General features: G+C 61.5%; 15 protein-coding genes. 2 read left to right on the plus strand and 13 right to left on the minus strand.

Annotated elements, in window-relative coordinates; translation table 11 throughout:
- Positions 1-7: 7 nt before the first annotated feature.
- From AC1RRC_RS25000 to AC1RRC_RS25045, 10 genes are all read right to left on the minus strand, one after another.
- Positions 8-2,662: a TonB-dependent receptor gene (locus AC1RRC_RS25000; protein WP_493058257.1), complete on the minus strand. Its 2,655-nt coding sequence runs from the start codon at positions 2,660-2,662 to the stop codon at positions 8-10.
- Between the two features lie 113 nt (positions 2,663-2,775).
- On the minus strand, positions 2,776-3,717 hold the full coding sequence (locus tag AC1RRC_RS25005) for a helix-turn-helix domain-containing protein (RefSeq protein ID WP_493058258.1): 942 nt from the start codon (positions 3,715-3,717) through the stop codon (positions 2,776-2,778).
- 159 nt (positions 3,718-3,876) lie between these two features.
- The gene (locus AC1RRC_RS25010) at positions 3,877-4,824 is read right to left on the minus strand and encodes an SRPBCC family protein (protein WP_493058259.1); all 948 of its coding nucleotides are present in this window, start codon (positions 4,822-4,824) and stop codon (positions 3,877-3,879) included.
- Entirely contained in the window at positions 4,817-5,173 is a 357-nt protein-coding gene (locus AC1RRC_RS25015; RefSeq protein WP_493058260.1) for an ArsR/SmtB family transcription factor, read from the minus strand. The genes AC1RRC_RS25010 and AC1RRC_RS25015 overlap by 8 nt, the downstream gene beginning before the upstream one ends.
- Positions 5,174-5,248: 75 nt before the next feature.
- Entirely contained in the window at positions 5,249-5,647 is a 399-nt protein-coding gene (arfB, locus tag AC1RRC_RS25020) for an alternative ribosome rescue aminoacyl-tRNA hydrolase ArfB (protein WP_493058261.1), read from the minus strand.
- 78 nt (positions 5,648-5,725) lie between these two features.
- The gene (gene infA / locus AC1RRC_RS25025) at positions 5,726-5,989 is read right to left on the minus strand and encodes a translation initiation factor IF-1 (protein WP_493058262.1); all 264 of its coding nucleotides are present in this window, start codon (positions 5,987-5,989) and stop codon (positions 5,726-5,728) included.
- Positions 5,990-6,316: 327 nt separating this feature from the next.
- Positions 6,317-6,586 (minus strand): hypothetical protein, encoded by a 270-nt coding sequence (locus AC1RRC_RS25030; protein WP_493058263.1) that lies wholly within the window; start codon positions 6,584-6,586, stop codon positions 6,317-6,319.
- A 69-nt stretch (positions 6,587-6,655) separates the two neighbouring features.
- The gene (locus tag AC1RRC_RS25035) at positions 6,656-8,335 is read right to left on the minus strand and encodes a GH39 family glycosyl hydrolase (RefSeq protein WP_493058264.1); all 1,680 of its coding nucleotides are present in this window, start codon (positions 8,333-8,335) and stop codon (positions 6,656-6,658) included.
- A 150-nt stretch (positions 8,336-8,485) separates the two neighbouring features.
- Positions 8,486-8,695 carry a DUF1059 domain-containing protein gene (locus tag AC1RRC_RS25040; RefSeq protein ID WP_493058265.1) on the minus strand — a complete coding sequence of 70 codons (210 nt, stop codon included), beginning with the start codon at positions 8,693-8,695 and terminating at the stop codon, positions 8,486-8,488.
- Between the two features lie 191 nt (positions 8,696-8,886).
- A complete protein-coding gene (locus AC1RRC_RS25045; RefSeq protein ID WP_493058266.1) occupies positions 8,887-9,465 on the minus strand; it encodes a phasin family protein in 579 nt (192 codons plus the stop codon).
- Between the two features lie 440 nt (positions 9,466-9,905).
- Between AC1RRC_RS25045 and AC1RRC_RS25050 the strand changes: the two genes are divergently transcribed.
- On the plus strand, positions 9,906-10,853 hold the full coding sequence (locus AC1RRC_RS25050) for an MYG1 family protein (RefSeq protein WP_493058267.1): 948 nt from the start codon (positions 9,906-9,908) through the stop codon (positions 10,851-10,853).
- A 31-nt stretch (positions 10,854-10,884) separates the two neighbouring features.
- Here the strand turns inward: AC1RRC_RS25050 and AC1RRC_RS25055 are convergent, their stop codons facing one another.
- From AC1RRC_RS25055 to AC1RRC_RS25065, 3 genes are all read right to left on the minus strand, one after another.
- Positions 10,885-11,889: a cyanophycinase gene (locus AC1RRC_RS25055; protein ID WP_493058268.1), complete on the minus strand. Its 1,005-nt coding sequence runs from the start codon at positions 11,887-11,889 to the stop codon at positions 10,885-10,887.
- A gap of 68 nt (positions 11,890-11,957) precedes the next feature.
- Positions 11,958-12,662 (minus strand): LytR/AlgR family response regulator transcription factor, encoded by a 705-nt coding sequence (locus AC1RRC_RS25060; RefSeq protein ID WP_493058269.1) that lies wholly within the window; start codon positions 12,660-12,662, stop codon positions 11,958-11,960.
- Positions 12,659-13,693: a sensor histidine kinase gene (locus AC1RRC_RS25065; RefSeq protein WP_493058270.1), complete on the minus strand. Its 1,035-nt coding sequence runs from the start codon at positions 13,691-13,693 to the stop codon at positions 12,659-12,661. Before AC1RRC_RS25065 ends, AC1RRC_RS25060 begins: the two co-directional genes overlap by 4 nt.
- Before the next feature lie 137 nt (positions 13,694-13,830).
- Between AC1RRC_RS25065 and AC1RRC_RS25070 the strand changes: the two genes are divergently transcribed.
- The gene (locus AC1RRC_RS25070) at positions 13,831-14,724 is read left to right on the plus strand and encodes a DJ-1/PfpI family protein (protein ID WP_493058271.1); all 894 of its coding nucleotides are present in this window, start codon (positions 13,831-13,833) and stop codon (positions 14,722-14,724) included.
- Positions 14,725-14,733 lie beyond the last annotated feature (9 nt).

Below are 14,733 nucleotides of genomic sequence, written 5' to 3' on the forward strand. Positions count from 1 at the left end.
CTTTGCATCAGAACTTGTAGGTGACGCGCGCATAGTAGGCGCGGCCGATCGGGTCGGACAGGCGTGGATCGTAGCCGGTCTGCGGATTGGCGTTCTGGTTCGAGAATGGCGGGTCGGTGTTCAGCAAGTTCTTGATGCCGGCCGTGATGGTCATGTTTTTAAAGCCGGTATAGGCGCCCGACAGCGTCCACACGGAATTGGCCTTCACGTCGCGCATGAATTGCGCCGCCACCGCGTTCTGGTCGGTATAACCGGAAGTATGGCGCTGCGACAAGGTTGCGCTCCACGCGCCATTCATCCAGCGCACCGCCAGGTTGTGCTTCCAGCGCGTGGCGCCGTTGTAGACGCCGATGCTTTCAAACGGTTCGCTGTCCGGCGTCGGTTGCCACACGTTGCCGGTGACGTAGGTGCCGTTGAACCAGGTGTCGAACCAGCCGATCGGGGTGTGCGGGAAGCGGTACTGCATGGTCACGTCAACACCACTGCTTTCGCGGATACCGAGATTGGCCAGCGACGACAGGTTGACGTAGTCCAGCGCGGTGCCATTGGCGTTGTAGCGGAAGCGGTCGCGGTACTTGTCGAAGTCGGCAAACATCTCGGCTTCGGTCAGCGATGAGCCAATGCCGTCGGTGACCCGGATGCGCCAGTAGTCGATCGACGCGGTCAAGTCCTTGACCGGTTCGAACACCACGCCATACGAGAACGAGCGCGATTTTTCCGGCTTCAGGTCGGGATTGCCGCCGCTCTTGCCTGGCTGGACCGAGTGGCATGCGGTCAATGGATTGACGCCGGCCTTTGGCACACCGCCAGGGCACAGCAGCGGATCGTCATAAGCGCCCACGGTGTTGGTATCGAAGATGGGCGAGTGCAGTTCGTACAGCGACGGCGCGCGGAAGCCGGTGCTTGCCGAGGCGCGGAACAGCAGTTGCTTCATTGGCTGGAAGCGGATGCCGACTTTCGGATTGAAGGTGTTGCCGGCATCGCTGTAGCGGTCGGAGCGTCCGGCCAGCTGGACTTCCAGCGTTTTGTGAAGCGGTGCAACCAGTTCCGCATACACTGCCGACAGGTTGCGCGACGTGTCTTTATCCTTCACGCCAAACAGGCCGGTGGCGCGGTAGATCGACGCCTGGTCCACGACCGGATGGTTGACGGTATAGCTCGAATGCTCGGTGCGGTGTTCCGCGCCGATCGCCAGCGCCAGTGCGCCGCCCGGCAGGGTCATCAGTTCACGCGATGCGCGCACATCGACACCGGCATTGCGCGCGCGGGTGTCGAGGGCATTGCCGATCAAGAGGGCGTTTTTCAGGTAAGCCGCGCCTTGGGCGTCTTGCTGGCCGAACGGGTTCAGGGTGCCGGCATCGATGCCGGGCTGGATCAGCGCATCTTTCACGTAGCCGCCGATGAAGTCTTGCGTAACCTTGGTTTTGGCATAGTTGGCGCCGGCCACCAGGTCCCAGCCGAAGGCCGAGGTTTCCACGTTCAGCACCAGGCGGTCCGACACGCCGAGGTTCTTCGAGGTGCGCTGGCCCGCTTCCAGCGGACGCCAGTTGACGGTCAAGTCTTCGCCGGTGAGGCCGGCCACGGCGGGATTGCCGCCGGAGCCGCCCGGATACCATTTGTTATTGGCGCGCATTTTCAGGCCGGTCAGCGGCGGTGGTGCGATGCGGCTGATGTTCGTGCTCTCCGAATGCATGTAGTCGAGCGATGCCAGGCCATATTCACCGAAACGCAGCGAACCCTTGGCGTAGGCCGTGGCTTGCTTGGTGTCGGGAATATCATCGACCAGGCGCGCGTAATCCTGGCGGCAGGTGCCCTTGTCCTTGGCGCCATTGCCGGCCTGCGGAATCGTATCGGGGGCGAAGCAGCCGGTCGCGAAGCGTGGATTGCCGGTGATGCCGTTGGCGGAAAAGAAGTTGGCGGGGAAGGTGGTGCCGCTGGTCTTGTTGATGCCGAATTCAGGTTGAATGCCGGTCGCCGAGTACGGGCGGTCGATCGAGCGCACGCGCGACTGGTCATGGTAATCCACCACGCCGAAGATGTTGTAGCCATCCTTTTCCAGGTTGCCGAAACCTGCCGTGAGGTTGGCGCGCTTTTCGCGGCCGCCGGTCTGTTGCGGGATGATGACTTCGGCCGTGGCGGAGACACCGTTGAACGCACGCTTGGTGATGAAGTTGATCACGCCGGCCACCGCATCGGTGCCGTAGATGTGCGAAGCGCCGTCGCGCAGGATTTCCACGCGGTCAAGCGCCGCCAGCGGAATCGAACTGAGGTCGACGCTGCTGCCGTCGAACGGATGGTTGGCCAGGCGGCGGCCATTGAGCAGCACCAGGGTGCGATCGTCGCCGAGGCCGCGCAGGTTGGCCGACGATTTGCCGCCGCCATCGAAGCCGATGCTGGTGCTGCTGACCGTTACCTGCTGGTTGGCGGACACCGAGCTCAATACTTCCTCGACAGTCGTCATGCCTTTGCTGACGAATTCATCGGCCTTCATGACGGTGACCGGCAAGGCCGATTCGCCATCGATGCGCTTGATCGATGAGCCGGTCACGGTAACGCGCTGCACGGCCTGGTCTTGTTTCGGTTCCTGCTCCTGCGCCAGCGCTGGGGCGGTACTGCCAAAGGCGAGCAGTATGGCGAGGTGGATGCGATTCTTTTGCAACATGGTGTCTCCCTGTTTGACGTCTTTTTAAAAACTGCTGGGTTCCATCTTGAAATGATCAAGGAAACCCTGCGCGTCAAATCCTGCCGAAGGAGCACAAAACCGCTTTGTGTTGCTTATGCTGCGCACATTTCAATTGGCGTCTCGCGCGCCAGTTGCCGGAATGCCGCCGGCGCCATGCCATAGCGGCGCGCAAAGGCGCGCGCGAAATGGCTGGGATTGGTGAAGCCCAGTTCGACCGCCACGTCGATGATGCGCGCATCGCTTTCGAGCAGCGCTTCGCGCGCGCGTTCGAGGCGCAGCTTCATCAGGTACTGGTGCGGCGGGATGCCGACCGATTTATGGAATTCGCGCGAGAAGTGGGAAACGCTCATGGCACAGGCGTCGGCCAGTTCCACCACGGGGATTTCTTCACCCAGGCGCTCGGCCATGTACGCCAGTACTTTTTTCAGGCGTGAGCCGGCAAGGCTGCTGGCGCTTGATGCTTCCGGCAATTGCGCATGCTGCTGCAGCAGGTACGCCACCAGGGCGGAGGTCAGGTGGTCGCGGAATTGCGGCGCCCAACTGCCGGCCAGCGCATCGGCTTCCAGCAGCTTCAGGGTCAGGTCCATCACCACGCGGTCGGGGGCAAACCAGTTGTTCGCCAGTGTAGCCAAGTCCTGGCCGGAGCTGGCCGCCATGGCGTGCACGGTGGTGGTCGGAATAAAGATGTTGACGATGTCGCAGCTGCTCAAGCGGTGCCAGTGTCCCTGGGCGCCGGGCATGCAGACGCGGAAGCGGTTGGCGCCGATCACACCATTCCACACCGGTGCATTGTCTTTCCAGATTTCCGATTGCACGGGTTCGAGCTGGATCGCGACGCGGTAGCTGTCGGGATGCGGCACGATGGTGCGGACCTGGTTGTCCGGTCCGTCCGCCGACCAGCGCACGATGACAGCGCCCGACAGTGGCAATGGGCCGATGCAGGCACGCAGCGGTTCGGTTGCGCCGGTGCGGCGAAACCATTCCTTGAGCGCGTCGGGATTGTCCCATCCGTTTGCATTCGTGAGCTGATTCATGATTGAGCACCACTTTCGTCAACTGGACGCCGTTTGAAATCGTATACTATATAATACGACGGCGTAACAGTTTCCACAAGAAAGCTGCATGGAAACAACAACGCCACCCGGAGGTGGCGTTGTTGCAGTGGTGCGGAAAGCTGCGTTCAGGCGGCGAGGTCAGGCTGCAAGTACCGCGTCGAGTATGTCGAACGAACCGCTCCAGCCGCCGGTCATGCTGGCGCGGTGTTCGAGGAACACCGCCAGCTCTTCTTGCGTGAAGTTGCCGATGACTTCCGTGGTCACCGTGACCCGGGTGCGGGAGGGCGTTTCCGCGGCAAACACCGCGGTGGTGCGCATGGTTTCCGGCCACTGCGGCGCCATTGGATGGCGCGCGACGTTGCCATGCTCGTCACAGAATTGCTGGGTGTAGACCAGCCGGTCGGGGCGGTGCACTTCCTCGTAATGCGCCCGGCCATACATGGTGAAGGCCGCATTGCCCATGCTGTACTGCGAGCCGCCGCCGGTGCGGATGTCGGCGCGGATGAACTGCATGTCCATGCCGGCCGGCGGCAGCCAGCGCGCCAGGTGTTCCGGCCTGGTCCACATGTCGAACACGACTTCCAGCGGCGCCTCGAAGCTGCGGTTGATGACAAAGGTGTTGCTGTCCGCCAGGCGCTTGCCGAGGAATTCGGCCAGGCGGTCCCAGGTCGACTCGCCGCCGGCCAGCTTGATGAACTGGCGGGTTTGCTTGGCGGCTTCCGCGTCGGCCAGGCCCATGGTCATGTCCATGCGGGTTTTGCCGTCCACGTCCTCGAACAGCACCGTGACGCGGAACATCGGCGGGCGGTCATCGCTGCCGCCATGGTCGTAGACCAGTTTGCGCAACGGTTCCACCTCGTGATACAGCGTGGTGTTCGGGTAATCGGTGCCGTCCGGCCCGTGCATGGTGTAGCGCCAGTTGCCGCCAACGCGCAAGTCCTTGCTGTGCGTGGTCAGGGTGAACCCGCGCGGTCCCCACCATTGCGCCACCTGGGCCGGGTCGGTCCAGGCGTCCCACACGGCCTGCACGGGCGCGTCATACATGCGGACAATGCGGATTTCATTCGGGGCACTGAATTCAGGCATTTTCATCTCCTTGAGGTGGGGTTTTTGCGGTGACGGTTTTCAGGTAGGCATCGAGGCGGTCGAAACTCTCTTCCCAGAACACGCGGTATTGCTCCATCCAATCGGCGGCATCCTTGAGCCCATCGCCGTTGATCTTGCAGGAGCGCCATTGCGCCTTGCGGGTCTTGGTGATGAGGCCGGCCTTTTCCAGCACCTGCAAATGTTTGGTCACGGCGGGCAGGCTCATATCGCCCAGGAAGGGTTCGGCCAGGTCGGAGACATTGGCCTCGCCCAGCGACAGCCGGGCCAGCATGGCGCGCCGGGTCGGGTCCGCGAGGGCGGAAAAAGTTTGGCTGAGGCGGTCTTGCATCGAATTTCACCAATTGATTAATTAACCAATAGGTTTAATATAGGCCGAAAAATGGCCGTGGTCAAGCACGGCAGTCTAATCGCTGACCTTGCCCCGCAGCGCCTTGATTTGCCCGTTGCGGGATTTCTCATCCATCCGGCGCCGTTGCGAGCCGCGCGTGGGTTTCGTGGGACGGCGCACCAGCGGCACTTCGGCGGCCTGGTCGGCCAGCGCCTGCAGGCGCCGCAGCACATCTTCCTTGTTTTGTTCCAGGCTGCGCGATTGCTGGGCTTTGAGCACCAGCACGCCATCCCGCGTGATGCGGGCGTCGCGCATGTCGAGCAGGCGCGCCTTGACATGGGGCGGCAGCGATGAGGCGGCGATATCGAAGCGCGCATGCACGGCGCACGATACCTTGTTGACGTTTTGCCCGCCCGGGCCTTGTGCGCGGATGGCGCTGAACTCGATTTCGGCAGGGTTGATGACGACTCCCATATTCGATCCCTCGGTTTGCCATGGGCGGCGTTGCCGTTGCCAGCCGCTCCCGTGGCGGCTGCGCAATGGCCTTGCTGATTAGCGGCGGCGCATCGGCGGCGGCGAGCTGCCGGGGCTGCGTTTTTCAATATGACGGAACACGATACGTCCCTTGCTCAGGTCGTACGGTGACAGTTCGAGCGTGACTTTATCGCCGGCGAGGATGCGGATGAAATTCTTTTTCATCTTGCCCGCCGCGTAGGCGATCAGTTTATGGCCGTTGTCCAGGTCCACGCGAAAGCGCTGGTCCGGTAAGACTTCTGCGACCATGCCATTCATTTCAATCAATTCTTCTTTGGCCATTGGGGGTCCTTGTAGGCTGCTGCTGGTTGGCCGCAACGTGCCAGGCTGCGATTGGGAGGCGGTCATGGACCACCTGGTCGGGGAGCGAAAAAAAAGCCCGCATAAGGCGGGCTTCATTTCAATGTAATGCCAATGCTTTCAATCGCGGCCCAGCCCATGCTATCTGCATGGTGCGAAGCTGTTGACCCTTGCTATCTGCGAGGTGCCAACCTGTGACCAATGTAACTGGTGCTACAGCAGTGAGGCACTCGAGAACCTCACAACAAAACGAAGTGTAACACAGTATTTTGTGCGACGCACAAAATACTTTCGGAAGCGGCGGGTTCATCAATTCGCCGCCGCGTTCAATTCCAGGATTTGACGCTTGGCTTGTTGCAACGCATCCCCGTTGGCTTCCGCCGGCGTGCCGAACGCTTCCACGGGAAAGACAATGGAGCGGATCGTAGGATGCAGCAACTCAATGCCGATGTGATCCGAAGGCGGGGGTAAATGCTTCAGGATCGCGGTCGACGCAAACTGCGGTTTATCCTGGCAGTTGAACTGCGCGCACCGCAGGATGATCTTCCAGCCCAGGAACCAGGTGACATTCTGCATCATGCACTCCTCATCGACTTGTCAGACCAGTGTACGCGCTATGGACCTCAACCCCTAATCCTTTCTAAGTTGCTAATAGCTGAGCGTGATCAGCGACACCGCCTGACGCGGCAACTGCATGCGGATCGTCGCCTTGCCGTCGGGTGTTTTCAGCGGCTCCGCCGCGCCCAGTTGGGCCAGTTCGCTGGCTTGCTGCAGCGTGGCGATTTGCGCGGCGTTCGGGTTGGCCGGCGAGCCCATGCGTTTCCACGCGCTGTAAGAATTGCTGGTGTCCTGGTCGACCCGGTAGTGGCGCACCTGCACCTGTTTGGCGGGAATGCCGGCGATTTGCAATTCCACCGGCGAACCGGCGTCGATGACGTCGTCGTCATGGTAATTCCAGACCATCACGGCAATGCTGTGCTGGCCCCGTGTGGCAAGCGCATTGATGTCGTTGCGCGCGCCGCGCACGCCTTCGGCCATGATGCGGGCCGCGTCATACGCCTGGTTGCCGCCCACCGCCACCCGGTCGCCATGCATCATGCCGAACATGCGGAACACGTTCAGCACCGGCTTGTTGACGCCGTTGGTCGCCAGGTCGCGGAACCCGGCAAACCAGGGCTGGTCCTCGAACTCGAACGACCAGTTCACCGCGCCGATCAGGTTGACGCCGCGCTTGCCGGCCAGGTCGAATTCGCGTGCGATCGAGGCCGCCGTATAGCTGGAGTACAGGGTGCCATTGCGGTAAGCGTTTTCCGGATTGGTCTGCATGCCGCAGGCGGCGCAGCCTTCCGGATCGGATTCGCCGATGATGACCGGGACACCTTTGAGTTCCGGGTATTTCTCCACCAGCGCGAAGCCCTCGTCGAGCCGCTTGAAATGCGTATTCATACCCATTTGCACCTTGCCGTTGACGACCTTGGGCGCACCCTTGGCGTGGAACGCCACGAAATCGAGCGGCGAGCCGGTCTTGCCGGTCGCAAAATTCTTGCCGTGCAAAGCGTGCTTCAGGAAATCATCCATAAAGCGTCCCGCCCCCGCCGTGTGCGGTCCGCCCATGCGCGCGGTCGGCAGCGCGCGCTTGACGGCGTCGGCGGCATAGTCATACATCTTGAAGTATTCCTGTTTGGGGTCTGCCGCGATCAGGTAATGGCCGTCCGGTTCATTCCAGACTTCCCAGTACCAGCTCTCGACTTCCTGCTGGCCGTAGCGCGCCACGCAGTGTTTGACCCATTGGTAGATCAGCTCGGCCCACTTGTCGTAATCGTTGGGCGGCGTGGCCCAGCCAGTCATGATGTCCTGGTATGGCGTGCCGGGTTTCCATTGATGCTGGTAGGGTTGCGGGCGCTGCGACAGCGCCTGCGGCATGAAGCCGATCTGCGCCAGCGGCTTCATCTTGCGTTCCACATACGTATCGAAGATCTGGTCGACGATGGTCCAGTTGTATACCGGCTTGCCATCCTTGTCCTCGCTGTACATGCCGGTCGAACCCCATTTCAGCGCGTAGCTGCCGTCGCCGGACGTCATCAGGTTGTGCGCGCGCACGTACACCGGGACCGGGCTCAGGGCGGCGATCTCGCCGAGCAGCTTCTTGCCGTTGGGGGCGGTGGTGTAATTGGGTTCGTCGTAGCCGAACCAGGCCCAGATCGGCGTCATCGGTCCCTTGACCTGGGCCGCATCGATGGTCAGCTGGACCGGTGCGGTGGAGGAGGGCGCGGCCAGGCAGAACTGTGCGCTGGCGGCCAGGCACAGCGCGGGGAGTAGTCTCTTCATTATTGTATTTTCATTGGGAAGTCGGGGTTCGACAGTAAGTCGAGATGCGATAACGGTCCAATGAAAATTTATTAACGTGACATATCAAATTCGATATCGGTTGTCGCTCAAGGCTGGGGGATGCCGCGCGAAAATGCGCAAGTGCGCGCTTTATCGGGATGGACGATATTCGGGCGGCATGCCGTCCTTGAATAATTGCAGCAATTGCTTGCGAAGCTCGGGTGTATCGCTATGGTGATGGACCGAGACCGCATGCTCTACCGCAATTTGTAATAACTCGTCCTCGTTGTCGGCGGAGATCGCAACCGAACAATGGACGTCGCTGGGGAATTCCCGGCAATCAATAAATTTGCGCGTCATAATATATTTTCCTTTGCGGGGTATTGCGAGCGCGAAGGCGCTTTTTCCAGTATAGGCAGCCGGCCGACAGGTGCCGGCCATTCCATAATAAAAAACCCGCTGCGCGGAAACGCGGCGGGCTGGATGGGGGGCACGACTTGTGCGTCTACCTGGCCGGGCTATTACCGTTGACGAGCCAGTTCAGACGCCGGTCAGGCCGGTTTGCCGGAGCCTTGGCTGCTGCCTGCCGAGCCGCCCTGGGCGTTGCCGCTCGAGCTGCTTTGCACACTGGCGCTGCCACGTACGACCGTGCTGGAGTTGCCGCGTTTGCCGCCGCCCTTGGTGAATGGATCGCTGAACTGGCGGATCGATTCTTCCTGTTTCAGGATGTTGCGTTCAGTCTCTTCCACCGTGGTACGGGCGACTTCTTCCGCCAAGGCCTTGGCAGTCTGCGCGGTTTCCTGTACGTGCTCTTCGGTTACACGGGACAGCTCGACCTGCGTCTCCGCAGCCAAGCGCGACAGGTGCTGCTGGTAGGCGCGCAACTTGTCGGCCGAAGGCTGGGCGCGGGAGGCGGCAGCACTGATCACGTCGGTATGCTGGTCGGCCGTCAGCAGTTGTTGAGTGGCAATGGTGGCTTCTTCCAGCAGCGTTTGCGCCAGTTGCAGGTTCAGGTTGTTCAGTTGCTGGAACGAATGGAAGAACGATTTTGATACGTCATTCAGAAATGCGGTTTGCGCTTCTAAATGGGTGCGGACAGCAGGAGCAACAGATTTGGAATAGGGATACATAAATACCTCATAGAAATTTGATTAAAACAAAATGTGCTGATCAGGTAAAAAAACTGATTCCCATCAATTATTTTCCCTGTCGCAAAATGTGAAAAGACGATTAATTGCTGCAATGCGTCATTAGCACAGTGCGGAATACTACTCTGGTAAATCATCTTAATTTTGTTCTATATCAGTTTTGAGGCGGTTTTTGTGACATTTAATAATATATGGAAATATATTAAAGGATCTTCATTGCGGTGCGACAAAATAATAGGGAATTTATTTTTAAATTATGCTTGCGCTAATGCGATGGCGGCTGAATCTGTTGCTCTGCAATGCCGCCGGCCAGTCCCTGCAGTTGCCAGCGCATCCGATGCAATGGCGATCCGTTGGATTAACGTGCGCCGGTGGCGTCAATGCCGGTATGATCGAGCCTGTCTTATCAGGATAGGAATTCCATGGTCATCGTGACACATAGCGGCAAATTCCACGCGGACGACGCGTGGGCGGTCGCGGTATTGAATATTGTCTTTCCCGGATGCGACATCATCCGGACGCGCGACGCTGCCGTGATTGAAGCGGCGGACTTTGCCGTCGATGTCGGCGGCGTCTGGGAGCCGGCCACCGGCCGCTTCGATCACCACCAAAAGGGGTTTGACGGGGCAAGGCAATCCGGCGTGCCCTATGCCAGCGCGGGATTGGTGTGGCGGGAATATGGCGCGCGCTGCGTCGGCATCCTGGCCGCCGAGCATGCGGGGTACCAGTTGCCGGAGGATAAGGCGCGCGAAATAGCCTATGCCATCGATGCCGATATCGTGCAATACCTGGACTTGTCGGATGTGGGTGTCGCGAAAAGTGCGCCAGGCAGTTATGGCCTGTCCGCCGTGGTCTCGGGTTACAACACGAACTGGCGTGACGAGCAACGGCTGGGTTATGGCGAGGCGGTGGACACGTACCGGATGGCGCAATTCCGGCGCGCGATGGCGGTGTTGGCCGACAGCATGGTCAATGCCGTGAAATACCGGGTTGGTGCAATGCTGGCGGTGGAGCAGGTGCGCAAAGCGCAGGTGCTGGAGGGCGGTAGATTGCTGTTCCTGGAGAATGGCGCGCTGCCCTGGAGCCAACTGGTCCGCAAGGAAATGCCGAAGGTGCTGTTTGTCATCAGCCACAGCATTGCCGAGCAGCGGTACATGCTGCACACCGTCCCGCTGAACACCGAGAGTTTCGATGCGCGGGCCGACTTGCCCGAGGCGTGGGCCGGCTTGCGCGATGCGGAGCTGGCGGCCGTGACCGGTGTGCCGGATGCGGGGTTTTGCCATAACGGCCGGTTTATCGCGTCAGCCAAGTCGTACCAGGGGGCGCATGCGATGGCGCTGCTGGCGTTGAAAGAGGTGGACCAGGGCTGAACAGCGCCTGGCCCAATCGTGCAACGCGACACTAGTAAATCGCGCCGTTCGCCTGGCTTGAGCTGAGCACACCCTTGTCCGCCGAGATGGAATAACGCATCGTGGCGCCACCATAACCAGCCCAGTTGCCCAAGTCGAAATAACCGCTGCCGGACAGGCGCTGGGTGTCGATGTTGCGGTAAGTGAGCGGCGTGCGTGGTTTGCAGACTTGCGGCTGGCCGATCGTTTGCAGGAAATAGACGGAACCCTGGCCTTCCTTCCGCGCCTGGTTGCCTTCGATCAGCAGAGCGGTTTCCACGTCCACCCCGATCCCGCGCGCCAGGCCCGCCCAGCCATCGTTGACGATGCGCGCCATGAAGGTGATCAGGCGGCCCATGCGGTCGCGCGCCTCAAGATGGGGATCGGTGATGACGCCGGCCATAACCGGCAGGGTGATGAAATCGCGCGCCAGGGTCACGCGCTTGTCGAAAGGATTGGCCAGCGCCTCGGGCGAGGTGATGCCGCCGTTCAGGGCGGAAAAACCGAACTTGCCCAACAGGGCTATGCCGGCACTGGTGCCGCCGATCGGGATATTGCGTCCGGCCAGTTCCTGCAATGCCGTCTGCACCGGTGTGCCCTGCCAGAAATTGATGTAGTCGGACTGGTCGCCGCCGCCGATGAACAGGGCTTCCGCACTGCGGATGCGCTGCAGGACAAATGGATCGTTGGCCGCCGCGCGGCTGGGGATGACGATGGTTTCCACCGACTGCACGCCGCCCATCGCGAAAATGTAAGGGTTGTAGGCATCCGTGCCGCGGCTGCGGATCACGACGAAATTGCCGCCGCCGGACTTCCCGATCATCCAGGCAAACGCCGCGTCCACGTCCGGTCCACCCCCCATCAGCGCCAGCGTGGGATAGACCGGCCTGGCCATGTCGACATTGGTGGGGTCGCCGACGGCAAAATATTGGTAAGATTTGCCGGCAAACGCGGCGGGCGTTGCCAGCCAGGCGGCCAGCAGCAGGAGTGTAGCGGTGAAACGGGTCATGCGTGCCATGGCGGCCTCCGCGACAAAGTCACTACCGAGCAGGTATCTTACGCCTCCATTGACCGCTTGCCTCAGGTTTATTTTGGCGACAAGGTATCCAGTACTGCCTTGCGGTAACTACGGCTTATGCGCAGGCGCTGCGCCGATTGCAGCACGACCTCGTATTCGCCGTCTTCACGCAGTTCCAGCGACCGCACGCGTTCGAGGTTGACGATGGCGGAGCGGTGGATGCGCTGGAAACCATGCGGCGCCAATTCGCCCTCCAGTTCGGACAGGCTGCGGCGCAACATGTGCGCGCGGCCACCCGCATGCAGAGTGGCGTAGTAGTCGCTGGCTTCGACCCAGTCAATCTCGGCGAACTTCACCACGTCCAGCATATTGCCGTTCCTGATGATGAAGCGGCGCGTTTCGCCGGGCAGCCGCAGCCGCTCTTTCACCCGTTCCAGTACGCGCTCGAAGCGCTGGTCATCGAAGGGTTTGAGCAGGTAGTCGAGCGCGCCAACTTCGAATGCGCGCAGGGCGAACTGGTGATGGGCGGTGACGAAGACGATGACAAACGGTGGCGCGGTGCCGAGGCGGTCCAGCAGCTCAAAGCCGTCGCATTCCGGCATTTCAACATCGAGGAAGACCAGGTCGGGCCGGGCCGCCGGCAGCGCGGCCAGCGCCTCTTCCGCCGAGCCGCACTGGCCGACCACGGTAACTGCCTGGTCGCGCGCCAGCAGCAGGGCGACATTGCTGCGTGCCAGCGGTTCGTCGTCGACGATCAGCGCGCGCAGCATCATTGCTCCCGGTAGGGCAGGGTGAGGGTGGCCTGCACGCCTTGCGCCGTGTCGTGTAGCGCCAGCGACTGCCGCCCGCCATACAGCGCCTGCAGGCGCTGGCGCGTGTTGGACAAGCCCACGCCGTCCTTCCGGTCCGGCGCCAGTGCCGGGCCGTCGTTGCTGACCGACAGCGTCAGTACATCGCCTTCGCGCGCGGCCGTTACGTGCAGCATGCCACCCCTGGCGCGCCTGGCGATGCCGTGTTTGATGGCGTTTTCCACCAGCGGTTGCAGGACCAGGTCGGGTACCAGTGCGCCTGCCATCCCGATGGGGATATCGAATTGCCAGCGCAGGCGCTCGGCGAAGCGCACTTGCTGGATTTCCAGGTATTTGCGCAGGAAATCGGCTTCGCTCTCCAGCGTTACCAACTGGCGATCCGAGCGGTCCGTTACACGGCGCAGCAAATCGCCAAGCGCCGCGATGGTGGTGATCGCCTCATTGTCCCTCTTTTCGCGGATTAAACCGGTGACTGCATTGAGCGCATTGAAGATGAAATGCGGTTCAAGCTGCAGCCGCAGCGCGGCCAGTTGCGCCTGCGCCAGCAATTCGCGCTGCTGCGACAGGCGCTCGCGCGTGGCGAACGTGACGCTCAGTGCCGTGATCGCGCCATACAGGATCACGTCGCCGACCAGGTTGCCGATGAACTTGGCCTTCCACAGAGGTATGAAGGGATCGGGGCCTTTGGGATAGGCGAAAGGATTGGTCGCATGTTCCAGCGTGGCGGCCCAGGCGGTCCATGCCGCGCCGATTGCCAGGCCGGCCAGCACATGCACCGCCCAGTTGCGCGCCGCGCGCGAGGGCAGGGGAAAGCGCCGTAGCAGTGCCAGCGCAAGTGGCGTTGCACAGGCCCATACGGCCCAGGAAGCCATGGTGACGAAGAACAGCGTCCACCATGCGTGTTGCATACCCATGGCCTGCATCGACACCACCGTCTGGGTGGCGTCGAACAAGGCCAGTGCCAGCCAGGCGAAGAAGGGGGCGAACGCGGTCATGGCCGCAATGATAGGGGAATTCGCCGCGGCGGGCGATGCTTTGCAGCGAAACCACAGCCGGCTGCAGCAAGCCGCATCGCGCAACCGTGGAGGGCGATGGGAAACTACCAGCCTTTCCCATCCATCGAGGCGAGACCATGAAACGACGAGACCTGTTCCACATTTCCACCGCAATGGGCCTGGGCGCCATACTGCCGGCGCCGGCCCACGCCAAGGCGCCGGCCGCAGGCGCGCCGGCGGCGCCATTGAAGCCGCCGGCGGCGGACAGCATCCCGGTGGCTTTCCTGCTGTCCGATAACGCCGTTGTCATCGATTTCGGCGGCCCTTGGGAAGTATTCGCCAACGTCAGCATACCGGGACGGCCGGAAGGGCCGGTATTCCAGCTGTACACCGTGGCAGCGACGGAGGCGCCGATCACGGCATACGGGGGCATGAAAATCGTGCCGAACTACACCATCGCCAATGCGCCGGCGCCCAAGGTGATCGTTGTCCCGGCCCAAACCGTGGGCGATCCCGCGGTGCTGGACTGGCTCCGTGCCGCGGCGCGCAATGCGGACCTGACCATGTCGGTCTGCACCGGCGCCTTTATCCTGGCCCATGCCGGACTGCTGGCCGGGAAGTCGGCCACCACCCACCACGGCGCGTTCAAGGAATTCGCCATGAAGTTCCCCGGCGTTGCGCTCAAGCGCGGTGCGCGTTTTGTCGAAGAGGGGAACATCGCCACCGCCGGCGGACTGTCCTCCGGCATTGACCTGGCCCTGCGCGTGGTGGAGCGTTACTTCGGCCGTGCCGTGGCAAGCAACACGGCCTACGTCATGGAATACCAGGGCCAGGGCTGGCTGGACCCGCAATCCAACAGCATCTATGCCAAGGCGCGTAAATCAACCGACCAGCATCCGCTTTGCCCGGTCTGTGAGATGGACGTGGACAAGGCGTCCTCGGCGTCCGCCACTTACCGCAAGCGAAGCTATTATTTCTGCATGGAAGCCCACAAGCGCCTGTTCGAGGCGCATCCGGCCAACTTCATTTGATCGTAAGAC

Source organism: Pseudoduganella sp. GW821-FHT12E03 (assembly GCF_058807115.1).

Coding starts and splice junctions, on each gene's coding strand:
- AC1RRC_RS25005 (WP_493058258.1), bottom strand. CDS start 3,717: ATGAATCAGCTCACGAATGCAAACGGATGGGACAATCCCGACGCGCTC.
- AC1RRC_RS25030 (WP_493058263.1), bottom strand. CDS start 6,586: ATGATGCAGAATGTCACCTGGTTCCTGGGCTGGAAGATCATCCTGCGG.
- AC1RRC_RS25050 (WP_493058267.1), top strand. CDS start 9,906: ATGGTCATCGTGACACATAGCGGCAAATTCCACGCGGACGACGCGTGG.
- AC1RRC_RS25015 (WP_493058260.1), bottom strand. CDS start 5,173: ATGCAAGACCGCCTCAGCCAAACTTTTTCCGCCCTCGCGGACCCGACC.
- AC1RRC_RS25035 (WP_493058264.1), bottom strand. CDS start 8,335: ATGAAGAGACTACTCCCCGCGCTGTGCCTGGCCGCCAGCGCACAGTTC.
- AC1RRC_RS25060 (WP_493058269.1), bottom strand. CDS start 12,662: ATGATGCTGCGCGCGCTGATCGTCGACGACGAACCGCTGGCACGCAGC.
- AC1RRC_RS25045 (WP_493058266.1), bottom strand. CDS start 9,465: ATGTATCCCTATTCCAAATCTGTTGCTCCTGCTGTCCGCACCCATTTA.
- AC1RRC_RS25055 (WP_493058268.1), bottom strand. CDS start 11,889: ATGGCACGCATGACCCGTTTCACCGCTACACTCCTGCTGCTGGCCGCC.
- AC1RRC_RS25000 (WP_493058257.1), bottom strand. CDS start 2,662: ATGTTGCAAAAGAATCGCATCCACCTCGCCATACTGCTCGCCTTTGGC.
- AC1RRC_RS25065 (WP_493058270.1), bottom strand. CDS start 13,693: ATGACCGCGTTCGCCCCCTTCTTCGCCTGGCTGGCACTGGCCTTGTTC.
- AC1RRC_RS25010 (WP_493058259.1), bottom strand. CDS start 4,824: ATGCCTGAATTCAGTGCCCCGAATGAAATCCGCATTGTCCGCATGTAT.
- infA (WP_493058262.1), bottom strand. CDS start 5,989: ATGGCCAAAGAAGAATTGATTGAAATGAATGGCATGGTCGCAGAAGTC.
- arfB (WP_493058261.1), bottom strand. CDS start 5,647: ATGGGAGTCGTCATCAACCCTGCCGAAATCGAGTTCAGCGCCATCCGC.
- AC1RRC_RS25040 (WP_493058265.1), bottom strand. CDS start 8,695: ATGACGCGCAAATTTATTGATTGCCGGGAATTCCCCAGCGACGTCCAT.
- AC1RRC_RS25070 (WP_493058271.1), top strand. CDS start 13,831: ATGAAACGACGAGACCTGTTCCACATTTCCACCGCAATGGGCCTGGGC.